The organism is Sphingomonas pruni NBRC 15498 (assembly GCF_001598455.1).
Taxonomy (GTDB): Bacteria; Pseudomonadota; Alphaproteobacteria; order Sphingomonadales; family Sphingomonadaceae; genus Sphingomonas; species Sphingomonas pruni.
In genome coordinates this window covers 14,751-35,866 of the sequence record NZ_BCYZ01000006.1, presented here as the reverse complement: position 1 = coordinate 35,866, position 21,116 = coordinate 14,751, and the positions used below count along the sequence as shown (strand labels likewise).

Below are 21,116 nucleotides of genomic sequence, written 5' to 3'. Positions count from 1 at the left end.
CGGGTTCGCCGGTCACGACCGCTTCCCCTCGCTGCCGGCGGTAGGCGCGTGTTCGATGCGAACCACGTTTGGATGCTTGAGGCCGAGGCGGAGTTCGGCTGCATCGAACAGCCGATCGACGACATAGAATCGGCCCTGCAGCCGGTAGTTCACCAGTTGCACCTGTCCTTTCGCATCGACCACGAACAGCGGCGGTGCTTCGCCGACGGCGAGGCTGGTGGGAAACTGGATGAACGTCTGACGGCCGTCGTCAAAGGCGCGCAAGGGCCGCCATGCCGGGCGATCGCCGATGATCGCATAGTCGAAATGGAGCTGGTCGGGGGAGATTCCCGTCGCCACCGGAACTGCCTTTTGCCGTTCCGCCTCCGCCCGCTTGAGCGCGATCAACGCATCCTGCGGATAGGTCCAGGACAATGCCACCATCGCGGTCGCCGAGGTGCTGGCGAGTGCCAGATGATAGGTTCGGCGGTCGGACGTGATGACGAGATTGGTCGAAAGCCCTGCCGAAAACGGCTTGATCAGGATGTGGGTGCGCTTGTCCGAACCACTGCCGCTGCTGGTGTCACCGATCACCCAGCGCACGGTGTCCCCGGCAGCAACTGAGATGAGAGCCTCGCCCGGTTGCATGGCGATGTCGGTGACGCGCTCCGGCGCCGCATAGACCTGATAGAGCGAACCGTCTGCGAAGGGATAGACCTGTACGGCATTGACGAACCCAGGCGCTGCCGGCTGGAGCGTTGCCGCCCGGTTGGCGAGCGCCACGCTCGTCTCCGCCGCATTCGCCCGATGCGTGTGCCGTGCGGGACGGGAAGCGGGAGGCGCCACCGTCGTCGTCGTCGTGACGGGCGGTGCTTTCACATCGGCTATGGTTGCCGGTTTCACTATCTCGGCCGATTTGATCTGCGCACTGGGTTCGGCCGCGGCGCAAAGCGCGACCAGGCACAAGCCGCATAGCGGCGCGACGTTGAGGCGTTTCATTGCTGGTTCTCCAGGCTCGTCGGGGTCGTAGGCGCGGTCGCTAGCCCCGAGTCGAGCGGCGAGCCGGTTGGAACAGTGCGATCGGGTGGCGGCGTCGAGGCGGGCGGCGACGACGACGACGTCGGCACGTCGAGCTCGCGACTCCAGTCAACGGCATCGACATAGATGCCGAGCGGATTCTTTCGCAGGACCTCGACGTTCGCGGGCGTCTTGGTCACGATGGTTAGGATGGCGGTCCAATTGGAGCGACCGACAACCGAACCACGTTCGAACGCAGACTCGGTCCATTTGACCTGAAAGGATTTGTTCGAGGCACGAACGACGCTCGTCACCTGGACGGTGACGGTGCGCTCGCCGATCCTCGCGAAAGGGTTCGCGCTACGAGCATAGTCGCCAAGAAACTGGCTGCCGCGCTGGGTCGCGAAGGCATAGGCGTCGAGCCAGTCCTCCTTCATCACGACGGGATCGAGCGAGATGCCGCGAACATCGCGAATGAAGCGTGCGAGATGCCAGGCGATCTGCGGATCGGTCGGGTGGTACGCTGCCTCCGCCTCGGTCACCGCCCGCGCTTCGCCGAGCCGGTCAACCTCGACGACATAGGGCACGACCCTGCTCTGCAGCGATTGCCAAAGAACACCGCCCCCGAGACCGGCGGCGAGGGATAGACAGCCAAAGGCCATCAACCGCCAGTTGCGTGCCTGGACGCGTGCGCTTCCGATCCGCTCGTCCCACAATTGGCCGGCCCGTTGATATGGCGTCACCGCCGCAGGCGTTCGTCCGTAGCGCTGGACCGCGCGTTTGAAGATCATCACTCGTCCCTTTCCTTGATGTCGGGCGTGGCAGAAGCGCCGCCGCGATCGCCCTGCTGGAGGGCATGAACCGCGACTTGCTGATGGTGTTGTGCCGCCTGCTCGGCGCGGAGCGACTGCGCCCAGGCTGGCGCATTGTCCGCGCCGGCGCCGTTCGACGCCGGCTTGCTCGTCTCGTTGAGTGCGTGCCAGGCAGCTTGCCGGCCGCTGCGGGCGGCGTCGCGAAGACCGAGGGCGGTCGACATTCGCATCCGAGCGGCGTTGCCGGCGGCGCGAGCGACGCCGCCTAGGCCTGCGCCCATTGTCGGCGAGGCGGCCGTTTCCTTACCGAGCGTGTAGGCAGTCGATGCTGCCGACCCCATGCTCGTGGCCGCACGTACCGCACCAAGCGCCGCCCCTCCCACGGCGCCCGCCGCGCCGACGGCGGCGCCGCCCGCCAACATCGTGACGCCAGCGGCGCCGGCCACCGTGCCTAGCGCCGCTCCGGCACCGAGTTGCGGCGCACCCGACACAAGGCCGCTGGCGATGCCAGGGCCGAAAATGCCAAGACCGAACAGCGTGAGCGCGCCGAGCGCCAAGCTCATCGCAGAGGCAAGATCGACGTCCTGCCCCTGCATCGAGGTCGTAAACTCGGTGAAGAAATTGGAGCCGATCCCGACGATCACGGCGAGGACCATCACCTTGACGCCGGAACTCACGACATTGCCGAGCACACGCTCGGCAAGAAAGCTGGTGCGGTTCCACAAGGCGAACGGCACCAGCACGAACCCTGTGAGGCTGGTCAGCTTGAACTCGATGATCGTGACGAACATCTGCACGGCGAGGATGAAGAAAGCGAGGATCACGATCGCCCAGGCGAGCAGCAGCACCGCGATCGTCAGGTAATTGTCGAAGAAGCTGACGAACCCGGTCAAGTTGGCGAGTTGCTGGAGCAGTGGCCAGGCAGCGGAAAAGCCGGTCGACGCGACCTTGCCGGGGCGAAGGAGATCGTCTGCCGACAGCATGCCCCCGCCCGCCGTCAGGCCGGCCTGGGCGAACGACTTGAAAATGATGTCGGCGAGCGTCGAAAAGCTGTTCAGGATGAACGCGAACGCGCCGACATAGAGGATTTTCTTGATCAGGCGCCCGAGCACATTGTCCTCGCCGCCCATCGCCCAGAACAGCCCGGCCAGCGTGATGTCGATGCCGATCAGCGTGACGGTGAGGAAATGGATATCACCGCCTAGCAGGCCGAACCCGCTATCGATGTAGCGGGTGAAGGCCTGCATGAAGCGATCGATCACGCCGAGGTCGTTCACTGCCAGGTTTCCTCATCGCTTGAAGGCATGCCACGGGGCGCGGACGTGGGGAGCATGGCCCGCGCCCCGCGGCGACGACGGAGCGCACCGCCGCCAAGCCGGCCACGCCTAGTGGGGTGTGTAGGCGGTGCCGGAACCGAGGAATTTCTGGGTACGGCCTCTGGCATCGAGTTCGGATTGCGCGTGCCGGGCGGCATCGGTCGTCTCGGCGCGGTATTGCGCAGCCATCAGGTTCTGGATCTGGAACTGCTGTTTCGCGACTAGTGCGAGCAACTGGTTAGTTGCCTGCTGCGCTTGAAGCGCGCCTTCCGCGCCCTGGCTTCTTGCCGCCAGCAAGGTGAGCGCGGATTGGTCGGCGGCGACGTTTTCCACCACCTGGGACTGGACCGACATCGTCTGCCGAAACGCCGCCATCGCGGCGTCAAAGCGCGCCTTCGCGTTCAGCGCCTGCTGGCCGCCGGTGAGCGCGGCATTGTACTGCTGCGGATAGAGGTTGCGAAATTGCTGATCGAGGCCGGTGACACGGAAATCGATTCCCTGCGCCTGCCCCATCAGCCGGTCGATCTGCTGCAACGTTGCGGTCAACTGATGCAGCTCCGGAAAGTCGATCCGCGTCAGGTTTTTCGCCTGATTGGTGAGCATCTGCGCTTCGTTCTGGAGCGACTGGATCTGGTTGTTGATCTGCTGGAGCGAGCGGGCTGCCGTGAGCAGATTCTGGCTGTAGTTGGTTGGGTCGAACACCGTGAACTGAGCGCGCGCGGGCGTAGCGGTGATCAGCGCGCCACCCAACGATCCCATGGCGCCCGCGCCGAGAACGGCGGCGACCAGATATTTGCGATGGCGATAGCGAGCTACGAGACGTGGCATGAGACGATTCCTTGAAGCCGATGAAGCGCTTTCAAGAATGGCAAGTTGGCGAAATTCCGTGAGTCCGCGTCTGGTGCCTCAGCCAACCAATATGGGGACGGCTAGATTCTCGTTGTTTGAAGTAGGCCGCCCAGCAGGACTTGTGACCGCGTCCAGAATCCTCGGCACGGCACTTTTGGGCGGTTTCCAGACTGGCCGCTTTAGAGGCGAAGGGCTCGATTGCCGCCGTTCGGATCGCTTTTGCGGCCGTCAAACGACCTAACGCAAACGCCATTCACGCGTCAGGGAGCACGCCGACGCTCCGGCACCAACCCTCCAGACTGTGCGCGACGGCCTCCTCGACCCGGGCGCCGCGCATGAACGCCCACCAGATGAGCGCACCCTGCCAAATGCTCGCCATTTGCCATCCCAGGCGTTGCGCCTCGGAATGTTCATCGGCAAGGCGTCGCCCGAGCGCCGTCGCGAGCGATTTTCCCCAAGCGGCCCCACGCGCGCGCAGCACCGTGTTGCGGAGGTCCTCGCGCAACAGCATCAGGCCGTCGTCAACGGCATAGTCCGCTTCGTCTCCGGGGAGCAGCTGCAGCAGCAGTTCGATGGCCCCTTGTGGCGTCGACGGCAGCTCCGCGTCGAGCGTCGCTGTCTTCGCGATCAGGCTGTCCCAAGCATGCCCCAGCACAGCGACGATCATGGCCTCCCGCGTTCCAAAGCGCTGGACGAGGCTTGCGGCCGCCAGCCCCACCGCGTTCGACGCCTTTGCAAAGGTCAGCCCCGCCGGCCCGCCGTTCCGCAATACCGGCAGCAGTAGGTCAAGCAGGGCGACATCCGAAACAGTCTTGCTTCTTCCCATATTAAATTTATAAATGATCGTTCGTTTATATTCAAGGAGTTGCTGGGTGGCGAGGATCTTGGGTTATATAGCAGCCAGCCTCGATGGATATATTGCGACCGTGGACGATCGGCTCGACTGGCTGTTCGCGCACGAGGGGCTCGACCTCGGCGAGCACGATTATCGCGTCTTTCTTCAGCGTATCAGGACCGTGGTCATGGGCCGCAGCACCTACGACTTCCTTGAGAAAGACGGCACGCCATGGGCGTATGGAGACCAGCGTGTGCTCGTGGTCACATCGCGACCCATTGTGACGCCGAAGGGCCCGCTCACAGTTCGAACCGACGTGGACGCGCTTGTCGAAGAACTCCGGGCATTGAGTGACGGCGACGTCTGGATCCTCGGTGGCGGGCAATTGCAGATGGCTTTTATTGAGCGAGGCGCGCTGGACGAGATCGAGATCTACGTTATGCCGGACCTGATTGGCGGCGGGCGCCCTTTATTCCCCGCCACCGGGGTCCGAGCGCACCCGCGGCTGCTGTCCGCCGAGGCGCTCGATCGCGGCTGCGTGCGCCTGCATTATGCCTTTGATCGAAACATCGTTCCTGCCACCCTTTGAACCCGCCACCGATTAGCGCACATCCTTGATCGGTCGGTCCAATGGCCGCTTTTGGGGTCGGTCGAGCGCGCAGCGGGCCACCGGAATTGGGGCGCGACGCGGACATCCCAACCTCGCTGGCGCCCAATTCGAACGACGATGGGACGATGTGTTATAACGCACGCGGCAGTTTCAACCTCTGACAAAGGGTGCTGCTTCGAGAAGTGGAGCGGCCCATGGGTGATCAGTCGCCACAAGGAACCGGGCAGCAAAATCGTCCACTGCTCCATTAGCCAACAAACCATCGATCATGGTTTGCGAAGCCGGGTCCGACGCGCCGCACAGCGCCAGGCCAATCTGTCCCAGCCCCAGCTCGAACAGGCGATTACCGCGCGCGGATTGCAGATAGTAATGCCGCTTGGGCGCCGCCCTGCTGATCAACTCGATCTGCCGCTCGTTGAGCCCGAACCGCGCGTAGGCCTCACGGCTCTGCGGCTCGATCGCGCGGTCGTTGGGCAGTAGGATGCGTTGCGGGCAGCTTTCGATGATTGCCGGCGCGATACCGCTCGACGCTATGTCGGCCAAACTCTGGGTCGCGAACAGGACCGAGACGTTCTTCTTGCGCAGAACCTTAAGCCATTCGCGGATGCGTGCCGCAAAGAGCGGGTGGTCGAGGAAGACCCAGGCCTCGTCAAGGATCAGCAGCGTCGGACGCCCGTCGAACCGCTCCTCAAGCCGATGGAACAGATAGGTCAGCACCGGCGCGACCACGCCGGTCTGGCCCATCAACGCCTCGGTCTCGAAACACTGAACGTCGGCAAAGGCGAGGTTCTGCTCGGCGGCGTCGAGTAGCCGACCATAAGGACCATCGAGCGTATAGGCGCCGAGCGCGACTCGCAGAGCGTTCGACTGGAGCAACAAGGCCAGCCCGGTCAGCGTCCGCTCCTCGCCGGGCGCTGACGCAAGGCTGTTGAGCGCGGACCAGACCGCATCCTTGACCTCGGGCGTCACCGCGACCTTTTCGTGCGCCAGCAATGCGGCAACCCATTCCGCCGCCCAACTGCGCTCGGTCGGATCGTCGATCCGCCGGAGCGGTTGGAACGCGAGCGTGTCGCCGGCATCGCCGCCAAGCCCTAGCGAGTGATGGGCACCGTCCATCGCCAGCACTGCGGCGCGCGCCGAGAAGCCCTTGTCGAAGATATAGACCTGGGAACGCGCATAGCGCCGGAACTGCAGCGCGATCAGCGCCAGGAGCACCGACTTACCGGCGCCCGTCGGCCCCACCACGAGCATATGACCGACGTCGCCGACGTGCGTCGAGAGCCGGAACGGCGTGGAACCGGAGGTGCTCGCGTAGAGCAAAGGCGGTCCGTCGAGATGCGCGTTGCGCTCAGGGCCGGCCCAGACGCTCGACAGCGGCATGAGATGGGCAAGGTTAAGCGTATGGACTAGCGGTTGTCGGACGTTCGCATAGAGATGCCCCGGCAGCGATGACAGCCACGCTTCGACCGCGTTCACGCTTTCGCGCTTTGTGGTGAAGCCGAGCCCGTTGACGATCCGCTCGACCGCACGGACCTTGTCCTCGACACGCTGGCGATCGTCGTCCGCCACCGTGATAGTCGTGGTGAGATAGCCGAAGCCAACATGATCGCCGCCCAATTCCTGCAGCGCGAGATCGGCATCGACCACTTTGTTGTCGGCGTCGCTGTCCATCAATTGGACCGGCTGGTTGTAGAGGACCTCGCGGAGCAGCGCGGTAACCGATTTGCGCTTGTTGAACCATTGCCGCCTGAGCTTGGTCAGCACCTTGACCGCGTCGCTCTTGTCGAGCGGCAGGAATCTGGTGACCCAGCGATACCCGAAATCCTGATGGTTGAGCGTATCGAGGATGCCCGGGCGGCTGACATTGGGGAAACCCATCACGGTAAGCGTGCGGATATGCTTCCCGCCCAGTTTCGGTTCGAGACCGCCGACCAGCGGCGTATCTGCCAGCAGTCCGTCGAGGTACATCGGAATATCGGGCACGGCGACCGGATGGTGCCGCTCCGAGATGGTCGAATGCAGATAAGTCAGCGTTTCCGCATCGTCGAGCGCGCGTATTTCGGGCATGAATCCCGACAGCAAGTCGAGCGCGCGATCGGTTTCCGCGACGAAGCTAGCCAGCGTGGCATGCCAGTCGCGCCCCTGCTCTCCATCCGGCCGCTCCACCAAAGAGCGGCCGGCGGCGTCCACCTTGTCCATCGGCGGCAACCAGGCGAGGGTCAGCCGATAAAGGCTTTCGAAATGAGCCCCCTCGGCGAGGAAGCCGGCACGGCGCTCGCGATCGACCAGCCAGCTCGCCGCGTCGGGAAAATCGCTTTCGGGATAGGTCGCTGCTTCGCGCCGCTCGGCATCGAAGAAAAAGGCCCAACCGCTCCCGAACCGCCGCAATACGTTGTTCGCTCGCGCGCATGTTGAGATCAGCTCGGCTTCGGTCGCGGATTCAAGATCGGGCCCGCGGAAAGCGAAGGAGCGCTGGAAACTGCCATCCTTGTTGAGGATCACACCGGGCGAGACCAGAGCGGCCCAAGGCAGATGGTCGGCCAACCGATCGGCACGGCTGCGATATTCGGCGAGGTTCAACACGCAAGATACCCTTTCTGACGGAGGTGGCGGAGCAGCACGGCCGCGAAGTCGGGATCGCGCCGCGCGGCGAACACCGCGCCGCTGTGGCCGATCGCCCAGAGCGCGATCCCTACCAGCCATTGCTGCAGGCCAAGACCGACTGCCGCGGCGATGGTGCCGTTGACGATAGCGATCCCGCGCGGCGCGCCGCCCAGCAGGATCGGCGAGCCGAGGCTCGCATGGATGGGCACCTCGAACCCGGCCATATGCGATCTCGTGCCAGTCACGAGATCAGCGCTCCGCCACCAAAGCTGAAGAAGCTGAGGAAGAAGCTCGAGGCGGCAAAAGCGATCGACAGCCCGAAAACGATCTGGATGAGCCGACGGAAGCCGCCCGCTGTCTCGCCGAATGCGAGCGTCAGGCCGGTCACGATGATGATCATCACCGCAATGATCTTGGCAACCGGCCCTTGCACCGATTCCAATACCTGCTGGAGCGGTTGTTCCCACGGCATGCCCGAGCCGGCGGCCTGAGCCTTCTGGACCAGGGCAACCGCGATCGTGATGAGCAGGACCGAGGCGCGCGCAAGAGCCAAAGCGAGCCGCATGCGGGCGGAGCGGACGACCCAATGATGGGGAAGGCGATAAGAGCGCATGATCATTCTCCTTGAGAGGCGGAAGGATTGAGAAGGTCGGCGAGCCCGTAGCCGCCGTCCGGATCGATGCCGGTGACGCGCGCGATGCGCGTGACGCGCCGGTGCACGCCGCGGCCGGAAATGAAGACGATGATGTCGATCGCCTCGACGATCAGCCGGCGCGGCACAGTGACTACGGCTTCCTGGACGAGTTGCTCGACGCGGTAGAGCGCGGCCATCGCGCTGTTGGCGTGGACCGTGGCGATTCCGCCCGGGTGGCCGGTATTCCATGCTTTGAGCATGTCGAGCGCTTCCGGTCCGCGCACTTCGCCGACGATGATACGATCGGGGCGCAACCGGAGGGTTGAACGGACCAGATCCGAAATGCTGACGATGCCCGGCCGGGTGCGCAGCGCAACGGTATCGGGGGCCGGGCTCTGCAGCTCGCGCGTGTCCTCGATCAGGATCACGCGTTCGTCGACCCAGGCCATCTCGGCGAGCAGCGCATTGGCGAGCGTGGTCTTGCCCGAGCTGGTGCCTCCGGCGACGAGGATATTGAAGCGCTGGGTAACCGCTGACTTCAGCCGGTCCGCGGCCGCTTCGGTCATGATCCCGTCGGCCACATAATCGTCGAGTCCGTAAAGCCGTTCGGCGGGCTTGCGGATCGAAAAGCACGGACCGGTCGAGACCGGCGGCAGGACGCCTTCGAACCGCTCGCCCGCCCGCCCGTCGATATGCGGGGGCAGTTCGGCCGAGACGATCGGCGCCTCGCCATGGACTTCGGCCCGGGCATGGCTCGCGACCAGCCGGATGATCCGTTCGACCTGGGCCGCCTCGAGCCGGACGTCGGTGTCCACCCTGCCCTCGCCGAGAATATCGACGCGCAGCTTGCCATCGGGATTGACCATGATCTCGACGACCCGGCTGTCGGCCATCGCCGCGGCGATCGCCGGTCCCATGGCCGTGCGCAGCATCGCCCGATGGCGTTCGGCGGAGAGTGAGCCGTTCATCGCCCGTCCTCCGCGTCGGCGATGGTGCGACGCCCTGCGGCGATCTGGCGACCGACCTGCTCGACAAAGGCCTCGAACCGCTGCCGCGCCATCGCGCGGCCGGCCTGATCGTTCTCGGCGAGCGGCGGGTGAATTGCGAGTTCGTATCGGACGAACAAGGCCAAAGTCTCGAGCAGGACATGGCCATGGCGCTCGATCCGCCCCAGCGTGGCGGTCATCCGATCAAGACGGACAGCGAAGCTCGCCTCGAGTTCGGAAACGGCGCGGCGATTGAGCCAGGCCGTCACCGCGTCGGCGAGGATCGCCGATTTGGAGGCGCCGGGCTTGGACGCCAGCGCTTCGAGCCGGTCGCTCAGCGGCTTGTCGAGGAACAATTGGTGGCGGACTTTCCCGACCATCGTCAGAAGTCCAGCTGCAGGTCGTTGGGACGGATGGCCCCGGTATCGATGGCGTAGACGGTCCGTGCCGTGCCGAGCGCGCGCGCCTGATCCATCGCCCGCTTGTCGCCGGCCGCATCTGGCTCGTCATCGCCGAGCCCGAGCGGGTCGAGGACCGGCGCCTCAACCGCCGGCGCGGGCAATTCCTGTCCCGGATGGCGCGCCTGTTCGAGCCCGCCGGACGGCCCGCCCTTGTCGGCGTGTTCGTCCTCGCCCGCCAGGCGCGCGTCCGCCGCCGCCAGGCACCCGCGCCAGTCGTCTCTCCGTGGCTCAGGACGATCGGCATAGTCGCCGGCGGCCAAAGCGGGCGGCGGCAGCACACGCCGGTTGAAATTGGCGTCTTCGAAATAGCGCAGCTTTTGCGCACGGATCGGCGGCATGCCGGAGACCAGGACCAGTTCTTCGGCAGACGGGAGCTGCATCACTTCGCCTGGCGTCAGCAGGGCCCGCGCCGTCTCCTGACGGCTGACCATTACGTGTGCGAGCCACGGCGCGAGACGATGGCCGGCATAGTTGCGCATCGCACGCTGCTCGGTCGCGGTACCAAGAGCTTCCGAGATGCGCTTGGCGGTGCGCTCATCATTAGTCGCGAACGCGACGCGCACATGACAATTGTCGAGGATCGAGTTATGCTCGCCATACGCTTTCTCGATCTGGTTGAGGCTTTGTGCGATGAGGAAGGCGCGGACACCGTAGCCGGCCATGAAGGCGAGGCTGGTCTCGAAGAAATCAAGCCGGCCGAGCGCCGGAAACTCGTCGAGCATCATGAGCAGCTTGTGACGGCGCAAACCGCGTTCCGCATGCAGTTGCTCGGTCAGGCGCCGGCCGATCTGGTTGAGCACGAGCCGCACCAGTGGCTTGGTACGGCTGATGTCCGAGGGCGGCACGACGAGGTAGAGCGAAACGGGCGCCCGCCCCTCGACAAGATCGGCAATCCGCCAATCGCAGCGCGAGGTAACCTCGGCAACGGTCGGGTCGCGATAAAGGCCGAGGAAGCTCATTGCAGTCGACAGCACGCCCGAGCGCTCATTCTCCGACTTGTTGAGCACTTCGCGCGCCGCCGAGGCGACCACCGGATGGACGACTGGCGCGTCCGGCGTGCCGAGATGATTGGTTTCCATCATCCGCCGGAGCGTGGCGGTGAACGGGCGCTGCGGATCGGACAGGAAGGTCGCGACGCGCGCCAGCGTCTTCTCCTCTTCCGCGTACAGAACGTGGAGGATCGCGCCTACCAGCAACGAATGGCTGGTCTTTTCCCAATGGTTGCGCCGTTCGAGCGCACCTTCGGGATCGACCAGGATATCGGCGATGTTCTGTACGTCGCGCACCTCATGCTCGCCGCGGCGAACCTCGAGCAGCGGGTTGTACCGCGCCGACCGAGCGTCGGTCGGATCGAATAGCAGGCAATGTGAAAATCGCGACCGCCAGCCGGCGGTCAGGGACCAGTTCTCGCCTTTGATGTCGTGAATGACCGCCGAGCCGGTCCAGCCGAGCAGAGTCGGCACGACAAGGCCCACGCCCTTGCCCGATCGGGTCGGAGCGAATGCCATGACATGCTGGGGACCGTCGTGACGAAGATAGCGTCGACCGGTCGACCCGAGGAAGACGCCTCGCAGGTCGAATAGTCGAGCGCGCCGGATTTCGGCCTCTGTCGCCCAGCGTGCGGACCCGTAGGTCGTGACGTCGCGACGTTGGCGCGCGCGCCAGAGCGAGCCAAACACCGCAGAGCCGCAGCCAACGAAGCCGCTGGTAGCGGCAATCAACCCGGCGTCATTGAATACCTTCGGCGCATAAGCATCGTAATGAAACCACCAGCCAAACAGCGCCCAAGGACAGTATACCGGACGGCCGAAGGCGTGGAACCATGGCGAGCCTAGTTCAGATTGATAGGCCAACGCTCCGGCTGCCCATTGCGTCGCGAACCAGATGCCCGCCAGCACGATGGCGAAGACAATAACGGTCTGGCCGATAAGGAGTTTGGTAGGGGTCATGCGGATCTCCCGCCGGCACAAAATCGAGGTGCGAACGCGAGAACCAAAATCGCCTGTTTAACCCGCTTGCGCGAGAGCATCGCTAATGCCGCGCGCGACGCTTCTGGGGACTTCGGTACGACTCAATGGCTGGATTACGCCCCCATTTTGTTGAAGGAGGCCCAATCGGCGACGATTTATCTGGGGCTTGGATTGGCTGGCGAGCGGCTTCCGGCTTTGGATCAGGCGAGTGCAAGCCTTCGCATCGGTGTCATCTTCGTCATTTTCCGGAGGTCCTGCGGGGTGACGAGGTGGACCTTGTATCGTGTTCCATTCGGCCCGAGTAGGCGCGAGCGATCGAGTTTGAGGGTGCGCTTGACGTGAGCGGACAACATTTTCGACGTTTTCCGCTGGCGGCAGGATATAGGGTAGGCGTCGCTGGCAGCGAAATTACCGAAATTACCTAAATTACCGACCGTGTCGCAGGGGCCCCGATGGATCGAGCGGGGTCACCTCGCACGCAGGGATCTTCGACGTGAAACAATGTGGCACGGTGCAGCTCTGGCAATCCTGCAGAGCGGATCGGCCCATCTTTGTCGATCTGGTCGCGCGGCAATCCGCGAAGCGCGCTATGTCACCTTAAACAAAACAGGTACCCAGCCCCTCTCCGGGAGATTCGGATGATTGTCTTCGATCCCTCGCTGCCGCTCGCCTTGGCAACGCTCATCGGTGGCCTGTAGTCGCTGGTCTGGGCGTTCCGACGGAAGAAATAGCAAAATGTCGGCTGGCGGCCCAAAGGGCAGACGAAGAGCATGCCTATCTCCGTATCGGGTCCGCGACGCGACCAGAGCGCCGATAACACCTAATCTGCAGAAAAGGTGCCGGGTCAGGATCTTGGCGGTTAAGAGCCGAGCTCATTATTGCTTGCCGATCGGGATGTTTCTGTATCCGACTGCTGCATCCCACGCCGCGCCGAGCTTCTTGGCCAGCCGATGCGAAGGTTTCTCGACAAGCCGGTAGAAAGTGAAGGTCGCGATGCTAATCGCAATTGCTTGGAAACCATAGGATAGAATAGTCGACCGGCACGTGAGGTGGTCCGCAAAAAAGGTGAGCGCAAAGCGGTGTGTCAAGTACATCGAATAAGCCGCGAGTCCGAGCCGTTCGAGCTGCTCGCTGACACCATGACTGGTGAGGCGCTGCAGTTCGACAGCCAACCATAAATAGCCTGCCGGCACAAATGCGACGACCGACCAAGTCAATGGAACGCGGATCGGCGCATGATAAAAGAGGAACGTCGCTGCCACTGCGCAGACCGGCAAGGCGGCCCTGAGCAGCCACACTGAGGGCAACTTAGCGACGAACAGAGATCCGTCCCGGTAGCGCTCGGCCAAATGGGCGCCGAGGAGCCACAGCGGCGCGCAGAACAGAAAAGTAAGGATGCCGAAATCCGACGGGCGGGCTGCTAACGGTCGCAAGGCAAGGACCAAGGCGCTGATCATCATGCTCACCGCGGTCGCCCGGAGCATCCGCCGATGGATCACCCCGAAAAGCAGCGGGTAGAGTGCGTAATAGGCGAGTTCGCAATAGACGCTCCATAGGACCGCATCTAACCCGTCGACATACTGCGAGCCCGCGGCGTGAGCGAGCGCGATCACGGCGAGGAGCGGCACGCAGATTCGGACGAATCGCTTGATCAGGAACGATCCGACCGGCACCTTCTCCTTGCCGATATTCGGGTAGTGGATGCAGAAGCCGGAGATGAAGAAGAACACACATACCGCAAGTGTGCCATTCGGCAGGCTATTCCAGATGCCGGCAACGCCCTTCAGCGGGCCGTGAACCGCACCGAAAATTCTGTCGAACGGAATCCAACCGCCGTGGCTGGCGGCGACCACGCTTGCGGCGATGAACCGGAAACTATCGAGCCCCCGTACGAAATGCGGAGAGATAGCCGCCCTCGCCTCGGGGTTTGTCGCGCGCTCGCTCACCGGCATCTCCGCTTAAATTGGTTTTATGCTGGTCGCCGCTAGGCCAACGGCCTTCCCAGCTTCGCCGCTCAAGGCCTACAGGCCTGTAGGCTGCTGGAGCCCAGCGATGTGATGAGCGTCCTCGCGCGGAGTGCGATCGCGGCCGCGATCCAGACGACCGCAATTTAGTTTTCGCCGATCCCATTGCAGTCGATTAGCGCACCAGACACCATGCGGCAATTACCCCCGCCTTGCGCCCAAGTAATGGTAGGTGCCGTTTGGCGCTCGCGCCACCGAGGCGAAGGCTGTTTTTGACCAACGAAGTGGAATCTCCGTCCTTGGATACGGCTCCTGGCATACAATTTGGCTGTGAGGGCGCCGAGGCGCCCAACGAGCTCGCCGTTTGCCGTCACAATGATGACGCCTGCGGCTCACGTCAAACCGCGAAACGGGGCAACCGGATGCCGATTGGTGTGATTGGTCGGGCCGCGGAGTTGATGCCGTTGCGGTCGGCCAAATCAACGACGACGGTCGCGTCGATTTCGCCACCAACCTCTCGTCAATATCTTCGAGAAACGGCGGGCGTCGCGGCGCGGCGTATCACCGCAAGCACACGAACCGGACAGTAGGTCGCGTTGCGAAAGGCATGCGTGCCGGCGGCGCGCAGGAAAGCAGAAGTCACCGGGACTGGCTTGAATCACGCCGCGGGACCCGCGAGCGTCGCCGGGCGCAAGCTTATCCATCGCAGCGTTGGATTCGCCTATCTGGCCAGATCGCCGATCGTATTTTTGAACCGTATCCGCGTGCCCCGTCAGGAGGCCGACGCAAGCCGTCTGGAGGCGCTACATCGGGCGGCGACGGATTTGCCCGACAATCCCGCTTGTCACGTTCCTGCGACTCTGCGCGCGGAACTAGACTGGCGTTTAAAACCGCCCGCGCGGATCAGCGGCAAACAGGCCGGAGAGTTAACATGCGCAAGGGGACACTCTGAATATCACCGATCAGTTTTTCCGCCGCTAAGACCGCGCATCTACGCGCTGGCCTTTGCCGCCCCAGCCATACGTACGCACCATGTTGGTCTTCACCCATGTTTCGTCGATGAAGACCAGTCGCTCAGCGGCGATCCGACCCCGATACCGCTGCCAACTCGCTCGCCTGCGCGCGACGTCGCGCCTGGCTTGCTCGGATGGTAGCAGCGTTTTTTTTGAGCCGATTCCTCACGCTGGCAGCACAGCCAGATCCCACTGATGCCGGCCGAGAGCCCATGTTCCGCCAGCAGCCGCTCAAGCATATCGGCCAGCGTCAGCCCGGTGTCTTGGCAGCCACTGGCAATGCGCATGAAGCGGTGAGCGTCTCCGACCACGGGATGATCCCGTTGACACATCCCCCCGCTTATAGCGCGCCACCCATTTGATCACTGGAATCTGCGCCACGCCAAAGCGCAACGCCTCCGCGCGACATGGCGCTCCGCCGTCCACCGCCGTCACCACGCGTTCGCGCAAATCGTTCGCACAGGCCTTGCCCATAATCGCTGTCCTCCTGTCCACCGGGCAGGTTGACTCAGAAAATCGCACCCCCTGAGTCAGAAAACGATTCAGATCCGATCAAAACCGCTATAGCAGCCTGCCCCACGTCACAGGAGCCGCACTGCTTTTGAGGTTGGAATTTAAACAGTGTCAAGCTGCCTTGTCGGGCCACCACGCCGGCACGTCCCTCACGCTTCGCGAAGCCGCTCCATACCGATGCGGCCAAGCTGGCTGCCCCTTTCGCGGCCAAGCTCGCCGGTGGAATCAACCCTTAGCCAGCGTACGACGCCCTATACAAATCGCTGGACTCGTTCAATCCTGTGGAACGGCGACAACTTCCTCTATATCGGTCAGACTGGATAATGGCGTCATCGCATCATCGGCCGTGAACATTCGGTAGCCATGGCGTGTGAACTGATTTGCTACCTCCTCGCGTGTTCCAAGCCGTACCTCCATGCAGACAGTCGGTCGCGCCTCGGTCAACAGCCTCTGGGCACCCCTGAGCATCATCGCCTCGGCACCCTCGATATCGCATTTGATGAAGGTCGGTGCAGGGTAGTTATCAAGGCATGCGTCGGCGGTGGTCATTTCAACTCGCATCGATTCGCGCAAGCCGCCCGACATATATCCCATCGGTATTTCACCAATTGAGGAAACGCTTCGGCTGCGAGAAGGGATATTAAGCACGGTCTCGCCCGCCGCCTCCGATAGGGCTTTTGGTACTAGCTGGATCGCGCTCTGAGGATTGGCTCCTATCGTGCGGCGGATCAGCGAAATGTTGAATGGGTCCGGCTCGAAAGCAACTACGGCCTTTGCCTTGCTGGACGCGAGCATCGAAAATACTCCGCCATTCGCGCCGATATCCCACACCACAGAATTTGATTTGACGAAATTATCGGCGAGCCACAGCAAGAAGGGATCGAATTTCCCATCCCCTGGCTTCAGGAATTTCAGTGCGTTGGCGGGCGAGACATAGATTGGAAGGCGCCCGTATCGCCTAGGAAGATGCAACTTCCAGATCAGCCGCCGCGTCGCCACTTCGGCGATGTGTCGGAGCATCGAAACCGGGGTTTCACTTTTTAATACCTGGACCATGTCATTGCTGCTCCAAGAACCACGTCCAGACTATAGTCCCTACGATGGCCACAACCGGCAGTAATGCGAACAGGTATAACTTTTCGATCGTGTCCGAGCGCATCTTCACCGCCACCTGTCTCCTTATCAGATAGTGTCGTAGAAACACAGGGATGCAGCAAGATCAAGCCGTCTTGCATGCATTCTAGCGCAGCCGGAGGCAATTACTCCAAAAGCCGCCCGTCCGGACCCGGCCAACTCCGTTCATGAAATTTCGGGGCCAGTTCGTTGGCGACCGAAGCTCCAACTGATTCCATCCGCGCGCACAATACCGCCGACTTCATGACCTAGCTGGTTTTGCAGAGTGGGCCGCCACGGCACCAACGTAAATTCGTGTCTTTTCTCGACGAGCGCGAACCTCCCGCTGATCAGATCAAGACGACGGACCAGCCGGCCCTCGATCTTGTCTCCGCTTTTAGCCTCGGCAAAGCTCTTCCCAAGTTCGTCGGAAAGCTTTCCCGCGACGCGAAGCAATTCCCGACGTTGGAGTGTGGCTAAGGCGCTCGTCCGAAGCCGGCCGCTACCCCTCTCGCTCTCGGCGAGCTGCTGGTCGACCAACAATTGTCGACGCGCCGCCAGCGCATCGCGCACCTCGCGGCCGAAGCCGGCGTCACGGATTGGCGTGGGATTGCTCGACGCCAGCTCGCGATCGAGCCAGGTGACGGCATCGGCGCGGTGCAACTGGTCGAGTGGCAACGCCGACAGCGTTTCTACTTTCACCGGCCGATCGCGATGCCGACGTGCCTCGTAAGCAGCAGCACGATCGACATGGTCGGCGGCGATCGACCATGTGCCGTCCGGTTCTCGTTCAACACCTGCCCGGGCGCGCCACAATGCTTCCAGCCGCCGAACATGCATCTCGGCTAACGCCTGAGTCGCAGATGGATTATGTCGTAAATGCCGATCGATCGAATAGCGTCCGGCATTGGCCGCGGCAACCTCAGCCACTACTCGGTCAGTGTGGCGAACGGCAACGGTGCGTGCTGTCACCCGGACTATAGCGTTCTCAGGAATCGGGTCGACCATGTCGCCCCTGCCAATGTCCACGTAATGAGCGTGCCCATCCAGGCCATCTATCAGCAGATAGTGGCGGTCATGATATTCGTCAGCGCGCCCGCGCGTGATGACGCGCCCGACGACTAGTTCAGGATCGGCCTCCCCAGTGCTGATTGCGCTGCGTCCGATCCACGGTCGCTCTAACCTCCGCACTGTCAGCTCGCGTTGCATTGTGCGGATGATGTCGCCGCGCTCGCCGATCTCGCGAAGCGTCTTCCCCAGATCATCGGCAAGCCGCCAATTTCCGCCGCCGACATTTTCGGCGAGTCCCATGCTCGCCAGCTTCTGCAGACGGCCGGCGCGCAGCGACTGCTGGGATGGATCGCGGTCGGCCGAGCTGACGATGCGACCTGCGTCCATCGAGCTGATCAGCTGGCGATCGATCGCGGTCAAGCGCTCCTCGCCGAAATCGTGGCGCAGCCATGCTTCGATTTCCTGCCGGGTGCGAGGGCCGAGATCGAGCGTCACTAGCTCGGCGGCACGCTCGCGGATGCCATGCGCGATATATTCCCTGGCGATGATCAGATTCTTGCCGCGATCATCGACACCGCGCAGCATAATGTGGCTGTGTGGATGGGCGGTGTTGAAATGATCCGCCGCGACCCAGTCGAGCCTGGTGCCGAGATCCTCCTCCATCTTGCCCATCAGCCGGCGGATGAAAGGCTTGAGGTCGGAATATTCCGGCCCGTCCTCGGCTGAGACGATGAAGCGGAACTGATGGCGGTCGCCGTAGCAACGTTCGAGATACGCCCTGCCGTCGGCGTCGTCGCGCCCAGCCGAATAGAGCTGACCGGGCGCGCCCTCGCGAGTAACCCCATCACGCTGGATGTAACGCAGATGCGCCCGCGCGGCGGCTAGGCCCTTGCCCCCAAGCCGCACCAGCCTGGTCTTGACGATCGCGCGCCGCGCGCGGAACGCAGCCAGCCGATCGCGGCTGGAGAGCAGCCGACCGATGCTCGCGCCGCGACCGATGCGGCTGCCATCAAATCGGCAATTGCGGATCGCCCCCTTCTCCGCCGATCGGACGGCGGCGGCAGCCACGGTGGCGAGATAGCGGCGTGCGCGTTTGCCGCCACCAAGGCTGCGTTGCTTGCCGAGCCGGGGGGTGAAGTCGTCATCCTCGTTCATGACGCCCGCCCAACGCCAGGAATCTCGTAATTCCCGAAGATAAATGGCGCATTTCCGCCATTTTGCACCGCCGTGTCTCGAGGTCCGAAAGCCATGTCTCGCGAAAAAACGATGCGCAGACAATCACATAGCAATGCCCTCGAGGCATTGCCTTTCTCTTGCATTCCCTTCTCCTCTTCCGTCCCCTCCCCTCGGCCCAAAAGGAAAGCTGGGACACCATGCCTGTCCGGAACCGCATCCCAGCCTGAACGGACGCGACAGTCACGCATCCGCGAATGCCCTGAACGCATCCCCGCGCCGCCCGAACCTGCGCTTGCCCATCATGCCGTGCGCGTTGCCGTCGCCATCGACGATCATCACCGCGACAAACCAGCGGCCATCCAACCGTCCGACGATCCGCGCCTGATCGAGCTCGATTTCATCGTCGTCCATGCCCACGTAGCTGCCGATCCAGCGCTCCTGAACTCTCGCATCCCAGTGAAAATCCACCTCTTCCGCTTCCAGAAAACGATGCGCCAATGCCTCACCGGCGCCGCGGCCGAACTCGATCTCGAGCCCCGCAACCAGAGTGGCCATCACGCGCTCGGCGGCGGTCGAAACAGGCTGAAAACAGGTCATGATGATGTCCTTTGCTATCGTCCTCCCGATTGAGGACCACAGTCGAAAGACGGGCGGCGGAGCGGCTGTCAGGGCCGCCGAAGCGCCAGCGCAGGCGCCGCGAAGCGGCCGTGGGGGGAGCCGATTTGCGCAGCAAATTGGGGGGCACCCGCGGGCCTTGATAGCCGCTTCGCCGCCCGTCATGCTCGGACTGACGAGACGAGCCCCTTCCCTCCCCATCGTCATTCCGCCCCGCGCCGGATCGCAAAGAGCGAGCCGGCAGATGCAGGCAGCGGAGCCCCAGCGGCGGGCCGATCGTCCCCGCTGTTCCGCGCGACGAACAAGCCCGGCGGGGCGATCCGAGGCTCGGACGACGGACCTTCAGTCAACACCGAGCCGACGCTCCCAAGATAGGCGATCGTCTCACGCGGCAATGATTGGCGCCCGGAGAGCGCGGCCGCGTAGCGGCCCGGTCCGGCATTATAAGCGGCAAAGCAGCCTGGATAGCCGAACCGGTCGTACATCTGCCGCAGATAGAAAGTGCCAGCGAGGATATTGTCGCGCGGGTCGTCGGGATCGCTCCCGAGACCGAGTGTCGATCGCACCGATGCCCAGGTCGCCGGCATCAACTGCATCAATCCCATCGCACCTTTCAGACTGCGGATGGGCCGCCCGTTCAGCCGGTCATAACCGCCGCTCTCGGCGCGGATGACGCGTTCGATCCAGCTCACTGGCACGCTGAACCGGGCGGATGCTTCGGCAATATAGGGCTGCCACGCATCGACGGCATCGGCCCGTACAGGCGCCGCGACGAAGAGGGCGGCGATCGCCGCAAAATGGATCAGCCGCGCCATAACAGCCTCGCCCGGCCGATCAGGTCAGCACCATCGGTCACCCCGAAATATCGCCCATCGAACGAGTCCGGCGCGGGCGTGAGCAGCAGCACCTGGCGTCCGGACAGGCGGTGACATCCCGTCCACCACGGCAGAGTCCGCCCGTGCACGTCATGGCCGAGCCGTGTGGCGACGCGCCGCCTATTGACGAATATCGCATCGTCGCGAGCGCAGACGGTGCTGCCGGCGACGGCGGCCACACGCTTCACCAAGGGCACGTTGGCAGGCAGATAATGCCGCACTGATGCGAATTCGCGCCATGGTGCGGTGAGGCGCGCAACCACCATATCGCCGAGGCCGACCGACACGTCAGGCGCGACCCAATAAAGGCCGGTCGGCGCGCTGGCGCTGGCATTCCACACTAGCCGCGGCGTCGGCGGAACGATGGCCGTCGCGATCAGCGCGCCGGCACCGAACGCGAAGCCGGTGACCGATCGGCGAACCCGGGCCCGGCGTTGGGCAGCGCGCAGCGCGTCACCCCAGGCGAAAAGCGGCGTATCGCCGGACGAGGTCCGGCGCGTATTCATCGCGCTATTCCGCGAGCGCTATGCTCACGGCTCCACGCGTCGAGATCGTCGATATGATATTGGACGAAGCGGCAGTGGCGCCGGAAAACCGGCCCCTCGCCCGTCACCCGGAGGCGCTTTAGCAACCGGCTTGAGATCTTGAGATAGGCGGCCGCCTGGTCGGTGTTGAGGAAGGGCGAGCCACGCTTGGCGCGGTTCGCCCGTTCGATATCGTGGGGACTGTCCATGAAGGTCGGCTCCGCGTCGGAGACGACCCG

General features: G+C 63.5%; 20 protein-coding genes. 1 reads left to right on the top strand and 19 read right to left on the bottom strand.

The genetic code is table 11. From position 1 onward, the window contains the following. Positions 1–12: 12 nt before the first annotated feature. The 5 genes from trbG to SPR01S_RS02555 all read right to left on the bottom strand — a co-directional run bounded on the left by trbG (position 13) and on the right by SPR01S_RS02555 (position 4,799). A complete protein-coding gene (trbG, locus tag SPR01S_RS02575) occupies positions 13–978 on the bottom strand; it encodes a P-type conjugative transfer protein TrbG (protein ID WP_066584486.1) in 966 nt (321 codons plus the stop codon). Continuing rightward, the gene (gene trbF, locus SPR01S_RS02570) at positions 975–1,787 is read right to left on the bottom strand and encodes a conjugal transfer protein TrbF (RefSeq protein ID WP_066584483.1); all 813 of its coding nucleotides are present in this window, start codon (positions 1,785–1,787) and stop codon (positions 975–977) included. The genes trbG and trbF overlap by 4 nt, the downstream gene beginning before the upstream one ends. Continuing rightward, positions 1,787–3,085 carry a P-type conjugative transfer protein TrbL gene (trbL, locus tag SPR01S_RS02565; RefSeq protein WP_066584480.1) on the bottom strand — a complete coding sequence of 433 codons (1,299 nt, stop codon included), beginning with the start codon at positions 3,083–3,085 and terminating at the stop codon, positions 1,787–1,789. Before trbL ends, trbF begins: the two co-directional genes overlap by 1 nt. Positions 3,086–3,193: 108 nt before the next feature. Then, the gene (gene trbJ / locus SPR01S_RS02560) at positions 3,194–3,952 is read right to left on the bottom strand and encodes a P-type conjugative transfer protein TrbJ (protein ID WP_066584477.1); all 759 of its coding nucleotides are present in this window, start codon (positions 3,950–3,952) and stop codon (positions 3,194–3,196) included. A gap of 274 nt (positions 3,953–4,226) precedes the next feature. Continuing rightward, positions 4,227–4,799, bottom strand: a complete 573-nt coding sequence (locus SPR01S_RS02555; protein WP_066584474.1) for a TetR family transcriptional regulator — start codon at positions 4,797–4,799, stop codon at positions 4,227–4,229. Positions 4,800–4,812: 13 nt separating this feature from the next. On the opposite strand from SPR01S_RS02555, the gene SPR01S_RS02550 reads away from it, so the two are divergent. Further along, on the top strand, positions 4,813–5,397 hold the full coding sequence (locus SPR01S_RS02550; RefSeq protein WP_281178761.1) for a dihydrofolate reductase family protein: 585 nt from the start codon (positions 4,813–4,815) through the stop codon (positions 5,395–5,397). A gap of 171 nt (positions 5,398–5,568) precedes the next feature. On the opposite strand, the gene trbE is transcribed toward SPR01S_RS02550, so the two are convergent. From trbE to SPR01S_RS02475, 14 genes are all read right to left on the bottom strand, one after another. Continuing rightward, positions 5,569–8,001, bottom strand: a complete 2,433-nt coding sequence (trbE, locus tag SPR01S_RS02545) for a conjugal transfer protein TrbE (RefSeq protein WP_066584465.1) — start codon at positions 7,999–8,001, stop codon at positions 5,569–5,571. Continuing rightward, positions 7,995–8,246 (bottom strand): VirB3 family type IV secretion system protein, encoded by a 252-nt coding sequence (locus tag SPR01S_RS02540; protein WP_066584462.1) that lies wholly within the window; start codon positions 8,244–8,246, stop codon positions 7,995–7,997. The genes trbE and SPR01S_RS02540 overlap by 7 nt, the downstream gene beginning before the upstream one ends. Positions 8,247–8,263: 17 nt before the next feature. Continuing rightward, positions 8,264–8,587 (bottom strand): TrbC/VirB2 family type IV secretion system protein, encoded by a 324-nt coding sequence (locus SPR01S_RS02535; protein WP_066584715.1) that lies wholly within the window; start codon positions 8,585–8,587, stop codon positions 8,264–8,266. Positions 8,588–8,637: 50 nt separating this feature from the next. After that, the gene (gene trbB, locus SPR01S_RS02530) at positions 8,638–9,624 is read right to left on the bottom strand and encodes a P-type conjugative transfer ATPase TrbB (protein WP_066584459.1); all 987 of its coding nucleotides are present in this window, start codon (positions 9,622–9,624) and stop codon (positions 8,638–8,640) included. After that, positions 9,621–10,022: a CopG family transcriptional regulator gene (locus SPR01S_RS02525; protein ID WP_066584456.1), complete on the bottom strand. Its 402-nt coding sequence runs from the start codon at positions 10,020–10,022 to the stop codon at positions 9,621–9,623. The genes trbB and SPR01S_RS02525 overlap by 4 nt, the downstream gene beginning before the upstream one ends. 2 nt (positions 10,023–10,024) lie before the next feature. Beyond that, the gene (locus SPR01S_RS02520; protein WP_066584453.1) at positions 10,025–12,052 is read right to left on the bottom strand and encodes a conjugal transfer protein TraG; all 2,028 of its coding nucleotides are present in this window, start codon (positions 12,050–12,052) and stop codon (positions 10,025–10,027) included. An 896-nt stretch (positions 12,053–12,948) separates the two neighbouring features. Then, positions 12,949–14,019, bottom strand: coding sequence for an acyltransferase family protein (locus SPR01S_RS02510; protein ID WP_157081873.1), 1,071 nt, complete (start codon positions 14,017–14,019; stop codon positions 12,949–12,951). Positions 14,020–15,079: 1,060 nt separating this feature from the next. Beyond that, the gene (locus SPR01S_RS02505) at positions 15,080–15,361 is read right to left on the bottom strand and encodes a hypothetical protein (protein ID WP_169803354.1); all 282 of its coding nucleotides are present in this window, start codon (positions 15,359–15,361) and stop codon (positions 15,080–15,082) included. Between the two features lie 475 nt (positions 15,362–15,836). Continuing rightward, positions 15,837–16,619: an FkbM family methyltransferase gene (locus tag SPR01S_RS02500; protein WP_066584445.1), complete on the bottom strand. Its 783-nt coding sequence runs from the start codon at positions 16,617–16,619 to the stop codon at positions 15,837–15,839. Positions 16,620–16,862: 243 nt separating this feature from the next. Continuing rightward, a complete protein-coding gene (rlxS, locus tag SPR01S_RS02495; RefSeq protein ID WP_066584444.1) occupies positions 16,863–18,842 on the bottom strand; it encodes a relaxase/mobilization nuclease RlxS in 1,980 nt (659 codons plus the stop codon). Between the two features lie 261 nt (positions 18,843–19,103). Then, a complete protein-coding gene (locus SPR01S_RS02490) occupies positions 19,104–19,460 on the bottom strand; it encodes a hypothetical protein (protein ID WP_245661837.1) in 357 nt (118 codons plus the stop codon). 221 nt (positions 19,461–19,681) lie between these two features. Beyond that, the gene (locus SPR01S_RS02485; RefSeq protein WP_066584442.1) at positions 19,682–20,293 is read right to left on the bottom strand and encodes a lytic transglycosylase domain-containing protein; all 612 of its coding nucleotides are present in this window, start codon (positions 20,291–20,293) and stop codon (positions 19,682–19,684) included. Beyond that, positions 20,281–20,859 carry a S26 family signal peptidase gene (locus SPR01S_RS02480; RefSeq protein ID WP_066584440.1) on the bottom strand — a complete coding sequence of 193 codons (579 nt, stop codon included), beginning with the start codon at positions 20,857–20,859 and terminating at the stop codon, positions 20,281–20,283. The genes SPR01S_RS02485 and SPR01S_RS02480 overlap by 13 nt, the downstream gene beginning before the upstream one ends. Further along, positions 20,856–21,086: a helix-turn-helix domain-containing protein gene (locus SPR01S_RS02475; RefSeq protein ID WP_066584712.1), complete on the bottom strand. Its 231-nt coding sequence runs from the start codon at positions 21,084–21,086 to the stop codon at positions 20,856–20,858. Before SPR01S_RS02475 ends, SPR01S_RS02480 begins: the two co-directional genes overlap by 4 nt. Positions 21,087–21,116 lie beyond the last annotated feature (30 nt).

What these genes read in the sequence shown, in the direction of transcription:
- trbG (WP_066584486.1), bottom strand. Translation starts at nt 978, where the DNA reads ATGAAACGCCTCAACGTCGCGCCGCTATGCGGCTTGTGCCTGGTCGCG.
- trbF (WP_066584483.1), bottom strand. Translation starts at nt 1,787, where the DNA reads ATGATCTTCAAACGCGCGGTCCAGCGCTACGGACGAACGCCTGCGGCG.
- trbJ (WP_066584477.1), bottom strand. Translation starts at nt 3,952, where the DNA reads ATGCCACGTCTCGTAGCTCGCTATCGCCATCGCAAATATCTGGTCGCC.
- SPR01S_RS02555 (WP_066584474.1), bottom strand. Translation starts at nt 4,799, where the DNA reads ATGGGAAGAAGCAAGACTGTTTCGGATGTCGCCCTGCTTGACCTACTG.
- SPR01S_RS02550 (WP_281178761.1), top strand. Translation starts at nt 4,813, where the DNA reads ATGATCGTTCGTTTATATTCAAGGAGTTGCTGGGTGGCGAGGATCTTG.
- SPR01S_RS02540 (WP_066584462.1), bottom strand. Translation starts at nt 8,246, where the DNA reads ATGGCCGGGTTCGAGGTGCCCATCCATGCGAGCCTCGGCTCGCCGATC.
- SPR01S_RS02535 (WP_066584715.1), bottom strand. Translation starts at nt 8,587, where the DNA reads ATGCGGCTCGCTTTGGCTCTTGCGCGCGCCTCGGTCCTGCTCATCACG.
- trbB (WP_066584459.1), bottom strand. Translation starts at nt 9,624, where the DNA reads ATGAACGGCTCACTCTCCGCCGAACGCCATCGGGCGATGCTGCGCACG.
- SPR01S_RS02525 (WP_066584456.1), bottom strand. Translation starts at nt 10,022, where the DNA reads ATGGTCGGGAAAGTCCGCCACCAATTGTTCCTCGACAAGCCGCTGAGC.
- SPR01S_RS02520 (WP_066584453.1), bottom strand. Translation starts at nt 12,052, where the DNA reads ATGACCCCTACCAAACTCCTTATCGGCCAGACCGTTATTGTCTTCGCC.
- SPR01S_RS02500 (WP_066584445.1), bottom strand. Translation starts at nt 16,619, where the DNA reads ATGGTCCAGGTATTAAAAAGTGAAACCCCGGTTTCGATGCTCCGACAC.
- rlxS (WP_066584444.1), bottom strand. Translation starts at nt 18,842, where the DNA reads ATGAACGAGGATGACGACTTCACCCCCCGGCTCGGCAAGCAACGCAGC.
- SPR01S_RS02490 (WP_245661837.1), bottom strand. Translation starts at nt 19,460, where the DNA reads ATGACCTGTTTTCAGCCTGTTTCGACCGCCGCCGAGCGCGTGATGGCC.
- SPR01S_RS02485 (WP_066584442.1), bottom strand. Translation starts at nt 20,293, where the DNA reads ATGGCGCGGCTGATCCATTTTGCGGCGATCGCCGCCCTCTTCGTCGCG.
- SPR01S_RS02480 (WP_066584440.1), bottom strand. Translation starts at nt 20,859, where the DNA reads ATGAATACGCGCCGGACCTCGTCCGGCGATACGCCGCTTTTCGCCTGG.
- SPR01S_RS02475 (WP_066584712.1), bottom strand. Translation starts at nt 21,086, where the DNA reads ATGGACAGTCCCCACGATATCGAACGGGCGAACCGCGCCAAGCGTGGC.